The organism is Metabacillus sp. Hm71 (assembly GCF_051842955.2).
Classification (GTDB): domain Bacteria; phylum Bacillota; class Bacilli; order Bacillales; family Bacillaceae; genus Metabacillus.
This window is the reverse complement of record NZ_CM200278.1, coordinates 5,826,236-5,840,841: the sequence shown is the minus strand read 5'-3', so window position 1 is coordinate 5,840,841 and position 14,606 is coordinate 5,826,236. Positions and strand designations below refer to the sequence as shown.

General features: G+C 40.7%; 16 protein-coding genes. All 16 read left to right on the top strand.

What is annotated here, in order from left to right; translation table 11 throughout:
- Nucleotides 1–49: 49 nt before the first annotated feature.
- Nucleotides 50–508, top strand: coding sequence for a low molecular weight protein arginine phosphatase (locus tag ACSVDH_RS28500; protein ID WP_439250904.1), 459 nt, complete (start codon nt 50–52; stop codon nt 506–508).
- 92 nt (nt 509–600) lie between these two features.
- The gene (gene rpiB, locus ACSVDH_RS28495) at nt 601–1,047 is read left to right on the top strand and encodes a ribose 5-phosphate isomerase B (protein WP_299093429.1); all 447 of its coding nucleotides are present in this window, start codon (nt 601–603) and stop codon (nt 1,045–1,047) included.
- Between the two features lie 19 nt (nt 1,048–1,066).
- Nucleotides 1,067–1,639, top strand: a complete 573-nt coding sequence (locus ACSVDH_RS28490; RefSeq protein WP_439250903.1) for a TIGR01440 family protein — start codon at nt 1,067–1,069, stop codon at nt 1,637–1,639.
- 409 nt (nt 1,640–2,048) lie between these two features.
- Nucleotides 2,049–3,290: a serine hydroxymethyltransferase gene (gene glyA / locus ACSVDH_RS28485; protein ID WP_439250902.1), complete on the top strand. Its 1,242-nt coding sequence runs from the start codon at nt 2,049–2,051 to the stop codon at nt 3,288–3,290.
- 358 nt (nt 3,291–3,648) lie between these two features.
- Complete coding sequence (gene upp / locus ACSVDH_RS28480) at nt 3,649–4,278, top strand: uracil phosphoribosyltransferase (protein WP_439250901.1); 630 nt, start codon at nt 3,649–3,651, stop codon at nt 4,276–4,278.
- A gap of 107 nt (nt 4,279–4,385) precedes the next feature.
- Nucleotides 4,386–6,614 (top strand): S8 family serine peptidase, encoded by a 2,229-nt coding sequence (locus ACSVDH_RS28475; protein WP_439250900.1) that lies wholly within the window; start codon nt 4,386–4,388, stop codon nt 6,612–6,614.
- A 230-nt stretch (nt 6,615–6,844) separates the two neighbouring features.
- On the top strand, nt 6,845–7,066 hold the full coding sequence (locus ACSVDH_RS28470; RefSeq protein WP_299093421.1) for an AtpZ/AtpI family protein: 222 nt from the start codon (nt 6,845–6,847) through the stop codon (nt 7,064–7,066).
- A 6-nt stretch (nt 7,067–7,072) separates the two neighbouring features.
- On the top strand, nt 7,073–7,441 hold the full coding sequence (locus ACSVDH_RS28465) for an ATP synthase subunit I (RefSeq protein WP_299093419.1): 369 nt from the start codon (nt 7,073–7,075) through the stop codon (nt 7,439–7,441).
- A 21-nt stretch (nt 7,442–7,462) separates the two neighbouring features.
- The gene (gene atpB, locus ACSVDH_RS28460; RefSeq protein WP_439250899.1) at nt 7,463–8,197 is read left to right on the top strand and encodes a F0F1 ATP synthase subunit A; all 735 of its coding nucleotides are present in this window, start codon (nt 7,463–7,465) and stop codon (nt 8,195–8,197) included.
- A 77-nt stretch (nt 8,198–8,274) separates the two neighbouring features.
- Nucleotides 8,275–8,487, top strand: coding sequence for a F0F1 ATP synthase subunit C (gene atpE, locus ACSVDH_RS28455; RefSeq protein WP_299093416.1), 213 nt, complete (start codon nt 8,275–8,277; stop codon nt 8,485–8,487).
- Nucleotides 8,488–8,773: 286 nt separating this feature from the next.
- Nucleotides 8,774–9,295: a F0F1 ATP synthase subunit B gene (atpF, locus tag ACSVDH_RS28450; protein WP_299093414.1), complete on the top strand. Its 522-nt coding sequence runs from the start codon at nt 8,774–8,776 to the stop codon at nt 9,293–9,295.
- Nucleotides 9,292–9,837, top strand: a complete 546-nt coding sequence (locus tag ACSVDH_RS28445; RefSeq protein ID WP_299093413.1) for a F0F1 ATP synthase subunit delta — start codon at nt 9,292–9,294, stop codon at nt 9,835–9,837. Before atpF ends, ACSVDH_RS28445 begins: the two co-directional genes overlap by 4 nt.
- A gap of 15 nt (nt 9,838–9,852) precedes the next feature.
- On the top strand, nt 9,853–11,361 hold the full coding sequence (atpA, locus tag ACSVDH_RS28440; RefSeq protein ID WP_299093411.1) for a F0F1 ATP synthase subunit alpha: 1,509 nt from the start codon (nt 9,853–9,855) through the stop codon (nt 11,359–11,361).
- Nucleotides 11,362–11,455: 94 nt separating this feature from the next.
- Nucleotides 11,456–12,313, top strand: a complete 858-nt coding sequence (locus tag ACSVDH_RS28435) for a F0F1 ATP synthase subunit gamma (protein WP_299093409.1) — start codon at nt 11,456–11,458, stop codon at nt 12,311–12,313.
- A gap of 208 nt (nt 12,314–12,521) precedes the next feature.
- Nucleotides 12,522–13,940 carry a F0F1 ATP synthase subunit beta gene (atpD, locus tag ACSVDH_RS28430; RefSeq protein WP_299093408.1) on the top strand — a complete coding sequence of 473 codons (1,419 nt, stop codon included), beginning with the start codon at nt 12,522–12,524 and terminating at the stop codon, nt 13,938–13,940.
- A gap of 25 nt (nt 13,941–13,965) precedes the next feature.
- Nucleotides 13,966–14,361, top strand: a complete 396-nt coding sequence (locus tag ACSVDH_RS28425) for a F0F1 ATP synthase subunit epsilon (RefSeq protein ID WP_299093406.1) — start codon at nt 13,966–13,968, stop codon at nt 14,359–14,361.
- The last annotated feature ends 245 nt before the right edge of the window (nt 14,362–14,606 follow it).

Below are 14,606 nucleotides of genomic sequence, written 5' to 3'. Positions count from 1 at the left end.
TTTTCTTTACAACGTTTCCATTATAATAAATAGAAAGGAGTGTTATGACATGACAAATGTATTATTCGTTTGTACCGGAAATACATGCAGAAGCCCGATGGCAGAAGCGCTTTTAAAGCATTTGAAGAGCTCTGATCAGCTGGATGTAAAGTCTGCTGGTGTATTTGCCCTCGATGGCAGTGATGCAACACGATTTGCCCAAGAGGCCTTAAACGAAAAAGGAATCACGTGCGACCATCAATCCTCAAGTTTAAGTGAAGAGCTTGTTAATTGGGCAACAATTATTTTAACGATGACGAATCAGCATAAGCAATCTGTGATCGAGTTTTACCCGCATGCAGGTCGTAAAACATATACCCTTGCTGAATATGTTGCTGAGAATGACGAAGAAAGAAAAGATATCATCGACCCGTTTGGCGGACAACTGGATATCTATCGTCAAACATTAGCAGATTTAGAAAAGTTGATTCATAAATTAGTCCATAAGCTTGAGGAAAATAAAGCCTAAGTTACAAAGGAAATAATTGATCGTATGACAGGATAAGCGATACAATAAAAGAAGAGATTTTACTAAATATCGTTCATTATAGGAGGACCAAAATGAAAGTAGCAGTTGCATCAGATCACGGCGGAGTAAATATTCGGAAAGAAATCATCTCACTACTAGAAGAATTGAAGATTGAATATACAGATATGGGCTGCGAATGTGAAACATCTGTAGATTACCCTGATTATGCATTACCAGTGGCAGAGCGTGTAGCAAGCGGGGAATTTGATCGCGGAATCTTGATTTGCGGCACAGGCATTGGCATGAGCATTGCGGCGAATAAAGTAAAGGGCATCCGCTGCGCACTTGTTCATGATATGTTCAGCGCCCAAGCAACACGTGAACATAACGATAGCAACATCCTTGCAATGGGTGAACGTGTAATCGGACCAGGCCTAGCAAGAGAAATCGCAAAAATTTGGTTAACAACAGAATATCTAGGCGGGCGCCATGCAACACGTGTGGGCAAAATTGACAAATACGAAAATGAACACGCTTAATAAGGAAGTCGGATAAACGATGACAAATCTAGAAAATTGGCAGCGGGAGTTATCCACTTTATTGACTGACTTTCGCACCCAAGCAAACGTTGGCAAAGACGATATTGTGGTAATCGGCTGCAGTACAAGCGAAGTAATCGGAGAAAAAATCGGAACAGCAGGCTCAGAGGACGTAGCAAAAATGATTTTTGACACGCTGGCCACGTTTAAGGAGGAAACAGGTGTACAGTTCGCCTTCCAATGCTGTGAGCATTTAAACCGCGCCCTCGTGATCGAAAGGTCCGCTGCGAAAGTGAACGGATTTGATGAGGTTACCGTCATTCCAGTTAGAAAGGCAGGAGGCGCGATGGCCACATATGCCTATCAGCATATGGAAAACCCTGTAGTCGTTGAATTCATAAAAGCAGATGCTGGAATCGATATCGGCGATACATTCATCGGAATGCACTTAAAACATGTCGCCGTCCCATTGCGCAGCACCATAAAGCAAATCGGTTTCGCCCACGTCACCATGGCGAAAACACGTCCAAAGCTCATCGGCGGTGCTAGAGCTGTCTATGAAGCAACAAAAGAAAATACATCCTGTCATTGATAAGCGGAGAATCAACTTAATGTTGGTTCTTTTTATTTTGGTTAAAGGAATCATTCCCAACCACTCACGTCCTTCTACTACAAAAATGAAAAAACACAAAATATTCTTTCAATAAAGGTTGACTTTGTTAGAAAAACTAACCAAAATAGGTTGTATCAATTTCTGCAATTATAAAAATACTAAATGAGGATAGCTTATTGCATCAAACGAATATTACAATTGAGGAAACCTTATAATATTCGTATTTAAGCCGACTAAACGGCAAATTTCATAAAAAAAATAAAAATATTTCAGAAAATCTTTTACAATACAGCATACTAACGTGTACAATATAGTTGGAATTAGACGTTGAAAAAGCTGTGTAGGACAAATCCATAACAAGGTTTTGATTGAAGGGAGATTGTAACGAATGAAATTTTTACCAGAACAAGATGCGAAAGTTTTTGAAGCGATTCAGCTTGAGCGTACTCGTCAAGAAACAAAAATTGAATTGATTGCTTCTGAAAACTTTGTAAGTGAAGCTGTCATGGAAGCACAAGGATCAGTGCTTACAAATAAATATGCAGAGGGATATCCTGGTCGTCGTTATTATGGTGGCTGTGAGCATGTTGACGTTGTTGAGGATATTGCAAGAGACCGTGCGAAAGAAATCTTCGGTGCAGAATATGCAAATGTTCAGCCGCACTCAGGTGCGCAAGCGAATATGGGTGTTTATTTCACGATTTTAGAGCATGGTGACACAGTATTAGGAATGAACTTATCACATGGCGGTCACTTAACACACGGCAGCCCTGTAAACTTTAGTGGTGTTCAATACAACTTTGTTGAATATGGTGTTGATGAAAAAACACACCGCATCAATTATGAGGATGTATTAGAAAAAGCTAGACTTCATAAGCCAAAGCTAATTGTTGCTGGTGCTAGTGCATATCCGAGAGCAATTGATTTTAAAAAATTCCGTGAAATCGCTGATGAAGTTGGCGCTTATTTCATGGTGGATATGGCTCATATCGCAGGTTTAGTTGCTGCTGGTTTACATGAAAACCCGGTACCATATGCTGATTTTGTGACAACAACAACACACAAAACACTTCGTGGCCCACGCGGTGGTATGATTTTATGTAAAGAAGAGTTTGGCAAGAAAATTGACAAATCGATCTTCCCTGGAATTCAAGGCGGTCCGCTTATGCATGTTATCGCTGCAAAAGCAGTTGCATTTGGCGAAGCTCTTCAAGACAGCTTTAAAACATATGCACAAAACATTATTGACAATGCAAAGCATTTAGCTGGAAAATTACAAGCAGAAGGACTTACTCTTGTATCTGGCGGTACTGATAATCACCTATTATTAGTTGATGTTCGTTCCCTTGGATTAACAGGAAAAGTTGCAGAGCATGTATTGGATGAAATCGGAATTACTGTCAATAAAAACACCATTCCATTCGAAACAGAAAGTCCGTTTGTAACAAGCGGTATCCGTATCGGAACAGCTGCTGTAACAAGCCGCGGCTTTGGATTAGAGGAAATGGATGAAATCGGCAGCATCATTGCGTTTGCATTAAAAAATCACGAAGATTCATCAAAGCTTGCTGAGGCAAAACAACGCGTAGAAGACTTAACAAGCAAATTCCCTTTATATCGTAACCTATAATTAAAAGATGGGCGGCTTCCTATGAAGTCGTCCTTTTTGCAAAGAAATAAGAAATTATAATTTTTTTACTTAGTTTTTGTGTCTAGCTCCAGCGCCTAGCCCCTCGAGGTCATAAGCCAAATTGGAATTGAAGGCAAAGAACGCCTTCTATCCCAATTCGTCTTATGCTTGTCGGGGCTGATCAAGGCGCTTGCGCTTTTCTTATCTACTAACCTTCTCACACTAGAAAATCCTCTCCCATTCTACCAACAATGTTTCCTGGTAACGTCTTAGGTGTATAATTAATAAGATCGAACTTGAAACTATGATTGAATTTCTGTAAAATCTATTGAAGTGTCAAAGAAAAGGAGATGGTTTGATGGGGAAAGTATACGTGTTTGATCATCCATTAATTCAACATAAACTTACATATATTCGTGAAAAAAGTACAGGAACAAAGGAATTCCGTGAGTTGGTAGATGAAGTAGCAAGCTTAATGGCGTTCGAAATTACAAGGGATCTTCCATTAAAAGAGGTTGAAGTTGAAACACCTGTATGTACGGCAAAATCTAAGGTGCTTTCAGGGAAAAAACTTGGCATTATTCCGATTCTGCGTGCAGGTTTAGGAATGGTAGATGGTATCTTAAAGCTCATTCCAGCAGCAAAAGTTGGACATGTTGGGCTATATCGTGACCCTGAAACATTGCAGCCTGTTGAATATTACGTAAAGCTTCCTTCCGATGTAGAAGAACGTGATTTTATCGTTGTTGATCCGATGCTAGCGACGGGAGGATCTGCGGTCGAGGCAATCAATAGCTTGAAAAAACGCGGTGCAAAAAATATTAAATTTATGTGCTTAATTGCTGCCCCAGAAGGCGTTGAAATAGTGAAGAAAGCACATCCTGATGTTGATATATACATCGCTGCACTAGATGAAAAGCTGAATGATCATGGCTATATTGTTCCAGGACTAGGAGATGCAGGCGATCGCCTTTATGGAACAAAATAAATTATAGAAATAGGGAAATCTCAGAAATGGGGTTTCCTATTTTTATGCCTTCTACAATACATGTTTTTCGAAATGAAAGAACAGAATAACGATAGAGGTGGTTTTTAATGGGAACTAAGAAACAATTTATTTTGTATTTGATCTTATTCATTGTCATTTCGATAAGCACCACAGCAAATGGTGAAACCTTTCCTAAAAGACCGCCCTTGCCATCGGATGAAGAGGCAAGCATGCAAAAGCTTATGTTGGTTGTGAAAAAAGATGATTTTCTTCCTATTAAGAACAAGCTGGAGCAACAATCCAAGATCACGATCCATCAAATGTATCAACATGTTTTTTATGGTTTTTCTATAGAAGGGCCTGCTGAAAAAGTAATGGCTCTCAGTAATGATCCTGCAGTTCTGCATTCTAGCCCTGTTGTTTCCTATCGCCCGTTCATCAAAGAAAGTGTGCCATTTATCGGTGGAGGTGATGTGAGAGGATTATTTGACCGTGATCACCACAGGTTAACCGGCAAAGGAGTAAAAGTAGCTGTCATCGATACAGGGGTTGATTATCACCATCCTGATTTACATCGAAACTATAAAGGCGGCTATGATGTCATTGATGATGATAAAGATCCAATGGAGACGAAGGCTTTGGATGGAAATGAAACCATTCATGGCACACATGTGGCAGGGATTATTGCAGCAAATGGAAAATTAATGGGCGTTGCTCCAGAGGCGGAAATCTATGCATATCGAGCATTAGGGCCCGGTGGTATGGGCACCTCTGATCAGGTGATCGCGGCAATCGAAAAGGCAATCAAGGATAAAGTGGATATAATCAATCTTTCTTTAGGGAATAGTGTGAATGGTCCTGATTGGCCAACAAGTCTTGCGCTTGACCGTGCTGTTGAAGCGGGTATCGTTGCTGTGACATCAAGCGGTAATTCGGGGCCAGCTGTCTGGTCGGTTGGTTCACCTGGTACATCCGCTAAAGCCATTTCGGTTGGAGCGTCATCACCACCGCTTCAAATGCCCTATTTAAAAATTTCAGGTGTAAGAACTCTCATTAAAATGAATCAAATCCAGGGAGCAAAGCCTTGGGAAATGCATGGATTAGATGAGGTCGTTTTAGGAGGAATAGGGGCGGAGCAAGATCTAAAGAAGTCGGTAAACGGTAAAATTGTTCTTATCGAAAGAGGAAAAATTACTTTTACAGAAAAGGTGCTCAATGCAAAGCAGCGGGGAGCAAAGGCGGTTATTATTTACAATAATGTAAAAGGCAATTTTTCAGGATCATTAGAAATACCAATAGAAATTCCTGTTGTATCGATCTCAAAAGAAGCAGGGGCCCTAATTAAAAAACAGTTAAACAAGCAGCCTAGCGTTCGAACCATTTATAAAAAGGAAGAAGATGAGCTTGCTGATTTTAGCTCAAGGGGTCCAGTAACAAATACATGGGGGATAAAACCGGATGTTGTTGCCCCTGGTGTTGCAATCGATAGCACGATTCCAAATGGATATTTAGCAATGCAAGGAACAAGCATGGCCGCACCGCATGTCGCTGGAGCCTGCGCATTATTAAAACAAGCACACCCAAACTGGAGACCTGAACAAATAAAAGCTGCTTTAATGAATACAGCATCACCTTTAACGAATGTACGAAAGGAAAGGCTGAAGCCTATTGAACAAGGTGCTGGTAGAATTAATCTAAAAGAGGCAATTGAGGCGAAGGTGCTGATCTATCCAGGATCCCTTACTTTTGGGAAATATGAGACACGGCATCCGCGCACAAAAAAACAACAAAAAATCACTTTTGATAATCAGTCGAATCTTGTGCAAACGGCATATGTAAAAACACCGTACAATGAGCCTGGAATCCAATGGGTGCTTCCAGCAAAAATCACACTACAGCCTGGTGAGAAAAAACAAGTGGAAATTGGACTGGACATAACACCAAGTCGATTAAAGCCAGGGATTCATCAGGGATGGCTGCACGTTATACAAGGTGAAAGGCAAATCGAAATTCCCTATTTATTTGTAGTGGATGAACCGAATTACCCTAGAGTGATGGGCTTTGAGTTTGCCTATGGTGACCAACCAAAATCATATAAGTATCAGCTTTATTTGCCAGGCGGGGCTGATGAGATGGGAATTGCCTTATATGATCCGGACACATTGACGTTTGCAGGTTTTTTGGATTGGCGCAGAAATGTACCAAGAGGGGTGGTTGAAAAAGAGGTGAAAAAGGAAAAATTGAAATTGAAAAAAGGATTGTACAAAGCACTCATTTTTGCCAAAAAAAGCGGAAAGGAAGATCAGATTGAGGTTGATATTTTACTAAGTGAATAATTTAGTTTGTTTAACAAAGTCAAGGGGTTGACTAGTGAAATTGTGAACGATTTGTGAGATTTTGTGACGATTGCGGTAGATTGTGAATATTTTAACTTTAAACAGATTGACATCAACTATGTGCTATTGTATGCTATACGAGGGTGTAATGATAAGGTTTACAATACCATTCTAGAACCCGCTTTTCAACCCCTAATTCCGTTATAAATCAAGTAGCGAGGATTTATAGAATGCGACAAAAACACCGCCATCCGCTTCATGCGATGGGCCTAATGTCAGCCATCCTTTCCCAATTAGCAGGCTCTGTCTTGCTGGGCATTTTTGCTGGGAAATGGGTAGATGAATATTTTCATACTGAACCGTTGTTTTTGATCGTAGGCCTTCTGCTTGGGCTAGCTGTTGGGATTTATGCCATGCTCAGATTAGTCCACCACTATTTCTCAGGAGAATAACATTTCATGTTTGATATGCATCTGATGTTTCGCAGATATCGTAAGTACATATTATATCTACTTTCCCTCTATGTAGCAGGGTGGGGGTTTACGGAATATCAGTCTGTTTTCCTAGGTTTAGTACTCGGGACAAGCATAAGTCTTTACAATTTGTGGATCATGGTACGAAAGCACAATCAGTTCGATCGTGCCATCCAGGAAGGAAGGAAGACGGGGTCGCTGGGAACGACATCGCGAATGGCAGCAGCTGGTGTTGCAGTCTTTTTCGCAATTAAGTTTCCTGACTATTTTCATTTGGTTAGTGTAGTTATTGGATTAATGACGATGTACATCGTTATTATGATAGATTATGTAGTTCAACATTCACGCGCTTAGCTGGGAAGAGAGGTGAATCTATTGGGTCACGAAGCTCCTGTGGTAGAATTTTTAGGTCTTACTTTTAATTTATCAAATGTATTAATGATTACGGTTGCTAGTATAATCGTATTCTTAATCGCAATTGCGGCAACACGCAATTTGGCGATGAAACCAACGGGAATGCAGAACTTTATCGAATGGGTTGTCGATTTTGTTAAAAATATTATCGGCTCTACGATGGATTGGCAAACAGGCGGACGTTTCTTAACGTTAGGTATGACTTTATTAATGTATATTTTTGTTTCAAATATGCTGGGGTTACCTTTCGCTATTGTTGTCGGACACGATTTATGGTGGAAATCACCAACTGCAGATCCTGCAATTACTTTAACTCTTGCAGTTCTAGTAGTAGCATTATCGCACTACTATGGCATTAAGATGAAAGGTGCATCTGAGTATGGAAAGGACTTCTTTAAACCGATGCCTTTCATGTTCCCACTTAAGATTATTGAGGAATTTGCAAACACGCTAACTCTTGGTCTGCGTCTTTACGGGAACATTTTTGCAGGTGAAATTTTATTAGGCTTGCTTGTCAGCCTTGGAACAAGCGGTTATGCAGATGGGTTTGGAAGTGGAATTATCGGTACGATTTCTGCGGCAATTCCAATGTTAGCATGGCAAGGATTTAGTATCTTTGTTGGTGCAATCCAGGCATTTATTTTCACTATGTTAACGATGGTATATATGGCACACAAAGTGAGTCATGACCATTAATCAATATATGTTCAATCAATTTGAACGAATATAAAAGGAATACTATTTTTCATACAATTAAAGGAGGAAATTTAACAATGGGTTTATTAGCAGCTGCAATTGCAATTGGTTTAGCGGCACTTGGTGCTGGTATTGGTAACGGTCTTATCGTATCTCGTACAGTAGAGGGTATTGCACGTCAACCTGAAGCTAAAGGTGTATTACAAACTACTATGTTTATCGGGGTTGCATTAGTTGAGGCGATTCCAATCATCGCGGTAGTTATCGCATTCATCGTTATGGGTCAATAATTCGATAAGGAAAAAGAATTCATATGGCGAAGATCATTCAAAGCGAACCTTCGCCTTTCCTTTATGTCATGATAACGGGCAGAATTGAAAGCCTAAGGGAATAGTAAGCTTTATTTTTAAAATCTTAATTTTGTTTTAACAGATAAATTTTTTGAGAAGTCTGGTGTTTAGAAGCACTTTGAGTGTGAAATTGGCATTCTCTCATTTCTGAAATTCCGGCCTCTGACCTCTGACTTCTAATCATCATAACCCATCATGGAACTCTTGAAGGGAGTGAAACCGAGCTATGTTAACTTTTGATCTTGCATTAGGCGCGACTACAGGCGGCCTAAACACAGGTGATATCGTATTCCAGCTTGTTATGTTCTTAATCCTCCTTGCATTATTAGGAAAATATGCATTTGGACCGGTTATGAATATTATGAAGCAACGTGAAGAGCATATCGCGAATGAAATTAACAGTTCTGAAGAAAGAAATAAAGAAGCACAAAAACTAGTTGAAGAGCAGCGCGAGCTTTTAAAACAAGCACGTGTGGAAGCCCAGGCTCTAGTAGAAAATGCGAAAAAGCTTGGTGAGCAGCAAAAGGAAGATATCATCCAAGCAGCTCGTTCTGAAGCAGGCCGTCTTAAAGATGCAGCCCTTAAAGAAATCGAGCAGGAAAAAGAGCAGGCAGTTGCTGCGTTACGCCAGCAGGTTGCATCTCTATCCGTATTAATTGCATCTAAAGTCATTGAAAAAGAGTTGAATGAACAAGAGCAAGAAAAACTGATCAACGACTACATCAATGAGGTAGGCGAAGGCAGATGAGTAATGAAATCGTAGCAAACCGTTACGCAGTCGCTCTTTTTGAACTTGCGAAAGAACAAAATCAACTCGATCAAATCGAAAGTGAATTACTCGTTGTCAAGGAAGTCTTTTCAACGAATAAAGAACTTATAGATGTGCTTAACCATCCAAAGGTTACAAATGAAACTAAAAAATCGATTGTAAAAGAAGCATTTGCTGGTCTTACACAACAAGTAGTAAATACCCTTTTACTATTAGTAGACCGCCATCGTTCTAATATTGTAACAGATGTTGTCAATTACTTCGTGCAGCACGCTAATGAAGTGCGCGGTACAGAGGATGCCATTGTGTATTCTGTTCGTCCGTTAACCGAAGCTGAGTTAACATCGATTTCGACTTCCTTTGCTAAGAAAATCGGCAAGGTATCGCTTCGTTTAGAAAATGTTGTCGATAAAGGATTAATCGGCGGTGTGAAGCTGCGTATTGGCAATCGGATCTATGATGGCAGTGTGAGCGGTAAGCTTGAACGTATAGAGCGACAATTGGTCGCAAACAGATTGTAGATAGGGGTGAAACTCATGAGCATCAAAGCTGAAGAAATTAGTGCGCTTATAAAGAAGCAAATCGAAAACTATCAGTCTGATATAAAAGTAAGCGATGTAGGTACGGTTATCCAAGTTGGGGACGGTATCGCTCGTGCTCATGGCCTCGACAATGTCATGGCTGGAGAGCTTGTAGAATTCGCAAACGGCGTTATGGGTATGGCTCAGAACCTAGAGGAAAATAACGTTGGTATTATTATTTTAGGACCTTACACAGATATCCGTGAAGGTGACGAAGTTCGTCGTACAGGACGCATCATGGAGGTTCCTGTAGGTGAAGCATTAATCGGTCGTGTTGTTAACTCATTAGGACAGCCTGTTGATGGATTAGGTCCAATTGAAACAACTAAAACTAGACCAATCGAAGGTCCTGCACCAGGTGTTATGGATCGTAAATCAGTACATGAACCACTTCAAACAGGTATTAAAGCGATTGACGCACTTGTGCCAATCGGACGCGGACAACGTGAGTTAATCATCGGTGACCGTCAAACTGGTAAGACATCAGTAGCGATCGATACGATCTTGAACCAAAAGGATCAAGATATGGTATGTATCTACGTTGCAATCGGTCAAAAAGAATCAACGGTTCGTGGTGTTGTTGAAACATTGCGTAAACATGGTGCATTAGACTACACAATTGTTGTAACAGCTTCTGCATCACAACCAGCTCCAATGTTATTCTTAGCTCCATATGCTGGGGTAACAATGGGTGAAGAGTTCATGTATAATGGCAAGCATGTTCTTGTTGTATATGATGACCTTACAAAACAAGCTGCGGCTTACCGTGAGCTTTCATTATTACTTCGTCGTCCTCCAGGTCGTGAAGCATACCCTGGTGACGTTTTCTACTTGCATTCTCGTTTACTCGAGCGTGCGGCTAAATTAAGTGATGCAAAAGGTGCAGGTTCATTAACTGCATTACCATTCATCGAAACACAAGCAGGTGACGTTTCGGCTTATATCCCGACAAACGTTATCTCAATCACTGACGGACAAATCTTCCTTCAGTCTGACCTCTTCTTCTCTGGTGTACGTCCAGCGATTAACGCAGGTCTTTCTGTATCACGTGTTGGTGGTTCAGCGCAAATTAAGGCAATGAAAAGTGTTGCTGGTACTTTACGTCTTGACCTTGCATCATACCGTGAGCTTGAAGCATTTGCTCAGTTCGGTTCAGACCTTGATAAAGCAACACAAGCAAAACTTAACCGTGGTGCTCGTACAGTTGAAGTACTTAAACAAGGTCTTAACAAGCCGTTAAAGGTTGAAAAACAAGTTATGATTCTTTATGCATTAACTCGCGGATTCTTAGATGATGTCCCAGTAGCAGATATCACACGTTTTGAAGATGAGTTCCATGCATATTTTGAACAAAACCAAAAAGCTCTTCTTGAAGAGATCCGTACAACTGGCAAACTTCCAAAAGATGAAGACTTAAAAGCAGCAATTGAAGCCTTCAAGAAAACATTTGTTGCATCAGAATAATCTTTTACGTAAAAGTGAAGGCTCCTTTAGAGCTTTCACTTAGCGTGTTAATAAAACGGAATCGATGATTTTTAATTAAAGGTGGTGAGAACCTTTGGCATCATTACGCGACATAAAATCAAGAATCACTTCAACAAAAAAGACTTCTCAGATTACAAAAGCAATGGAAATGGTTTCTGCTGCAAAGCTGAACCGTGCAGAAAATAATGCGAAAGCATTTGGACCTTATATGGAAAAAATCCAAGAGGTAGTGGCAAGCATTGCAAACGGTAGTTCTGATGTAAGTCACCCAATGTTGGAAAGCAGACCTGTTAAACGAACTGGCTATTTAGTCATCACATCTGACCGTGGCTTAGCAGGAGCTTTTAACAGCAGTGTTTTACGTGCAGCGTTTCAAGCAATTCAAAAACGTCATAAATCAAATGATGAATTTGTGGTTATCGCAATTGGAAGAATGGGTCGTGATTTCTTTAAAAAGCGTGGAATGAACGTTATTTCAGAAATTACGGGCATTGGTGACGAAACAAACTTTGCGAGCATTAAAGACATTGCGAGCGGTGCCGTAAACATGTATGCAGATGAAACATTCGATGAGTTGTATATGTACTATAATCACTTTGTAAGTGCGATTCAACAGGATGTAACAGAGAAAAAGCTTCTTCCGTTATCGGATATTTCGTCTAACAAAAAATTAACTTCCTATGAGTTCGAGCCGAACCAGGAGGAAATTTTAGAAGTGCTGCTACCACAATATGCTGAAAGTCTCATCTACGGAGCATTGCTTGATAGTAAAGCTTCTGAGCATGCAGCACGTATGACAGCAATGAAAAATGCAACTGATAATGCAAAAGAGCTTATCGATACACTTACATTATCTTATAACCGTGCACGTCAGGCAGCAATTACACAGGAAATTACCGAAATTGTCGGCGGTGCAGCGGCGTTAGAATAGGAACGAATTATTTATTTAGACACTTGAAATTAGCAGTGTCAGTGTCTAGCTTCGAAATACAGGACTTGCAAGTGCAGTAGTGGCGATTAACGTCGCGTTTTAGACTGTCAGCGCCTAGACCTGTATGTCTAGTAAGGAAAAGAACACCTTCTTTTCCTGCTATGGCCTAAGCAAGACGCTTACGCATTTCGTGATAGGAGGGAAAACGATGAATAAAGGACGCATTACGCAAATTTTGGGTCCGGTTGTTGACGTAAAGTTCGAAAGCGGACAACTTCCAGACATTTATAATGCCCTTACAATAAAAACAGAAGCGAATGATAATGCAGTCGCTATCGACCTTACTTTAGAGGTTGCCCTGCATTTAGGTGACGACACAGTACGTACTGTTGCGATGGCTTCAACAGATGGACTTGTTCGCGGATTGGAAGTGACAGATACAGGTGCTCCAATTTCTGTACCTGTAGGTGACGTGACTCTTGGTCGTGTTTTCAACGTATTAGGTGATAACATTGACTTAGATGAGCCAATTCCTGCTGAAGCTCGTCGTGACCCGATTCACAGACAAGCACCTAAATTCGAGCAGCTTTCAACTGAAGTTGAGATCTTAGAAACTGGAATCAAAGTTGTAGACTTGCTTGCTCCTTATATTAAAGGTGGAAAAATTGGTCTATTCGGTGGTGCTGGTGTAGGTAAAACCGTATTAATCCAGGAGTTAATTAACAACATCGCACAAGAGCACGGCGGTATTTCTGTATTCGCAGGAGTTGGTGAGCGTACTCGTGAAGGAAATGATCTTTACCACGAGATGACTGATTCTGGCGTTATTAAGAAAACTGCGATGGTATTCGGACAAATGAACGAGCCGCCTGGTGCACGTATGCGTGTAGCATTAACAGGTCTTACAATGGCTGAATACTTCCGTGATGACCAAGGACAGGATGTTCTTTTCTTCATGGATAATATCTTCCGTTTCACACAAGCAGGTTCAGAGGTTTCTGCCTTACTTGGACGTATGCCATCTGCCGTTGGTTACCAACCAACATTAGCAACAGAGATGGGTCAATTACAAGAACGTATTACATCTACAAATGTAGGTTCTGTTACATCAATTCAAGCTATTTATGTTCCAGCCGATGACTATACGGATCCGGCTCCGGCAACAACATTTGCTCACTTGGATGCAACAACTAACCTTGAGCGTAAATTATCTGAAATGGGTATTTACCCTGCGGTGGATCCTCTTGCTTCAACTTCACGTGCCTTATCACCTGAAATCGTTGGGGAAGAGCATTACGCTGTCGCACGTCAAGTACAACAAACATTACAACGTTACAAAGAACTTCAGGATATCATTGCCATCTTAGGTATGGATGAGCTTTCTGACGAAGATAAGCTAACGGTTGCACGTGCTCGTCGCGTTCAATTCTTCTTATCTCAAAACTTCCACGTTGCAGAACAGTTCACTGGACAGCCTGGTTCATATGTTCCTGTAAAAGAAACTGTACGTGGATTTAAAGAAATTCTTGAAGGTAAATATGATCACCTTCCGGAAGATGCATTCCGTTTAGTAGGTAGAATTGAAGAAGTAGTAGAAGCTGCTAAACAAATGGGTGTAGAAGCCTAATTTTGGGACCTAGGAGGGTATGAGTATGAAGACAGTATTAGTCAATGTCGTTACTCCCGATGGCCCAGTTTACGATGCAGACGTAGAAATGGTGAGCGTAAAGGCTCAAAGCGGTGAACTTGGCGTTCTGCCAGGGCATATTCCTATGGTTGCCCCTTTGGAAATCGGGGCAGTTCGCTTAAAAAAAGGGAGCGGCACAGAACTCGTTGCTGTCAGCGGCGGCTTCATTGAAGTACGACCTGACAAAGTGACTATTTTAGCTCAAGCAGCTGAAAGAGCTGAGTCAATTGATGTAGCTCGTGCAGAATTAGCTAAAAAGCGTGCTGAAGAGCGTCTGAATCAAAAAACAGATGATATCGATTTTAAACGTGCAGAATTAGCGCTTCGACGTGCGATCAACCGTTTAAATGTAACGAAATAATCCTAAAAAGGATGGCATTCAAGAGAATAGCTCTCTGATGCCATCCTTTTTACTTTTAAAAAAATAAACCATATATCCTTCCTTTTGAAACACGTTTTAAGGCCCCTGAAGGCTTCGAAATTACACTTTAAAGCGCAGTCAATATAATGAGTGCATCCAGGTTAAAATCAAGTGAAGTAACCGCTATCATTTTATTTTATCGAACATATCAAAGTGGAAAGAATATCATACAAAAATACCTATCA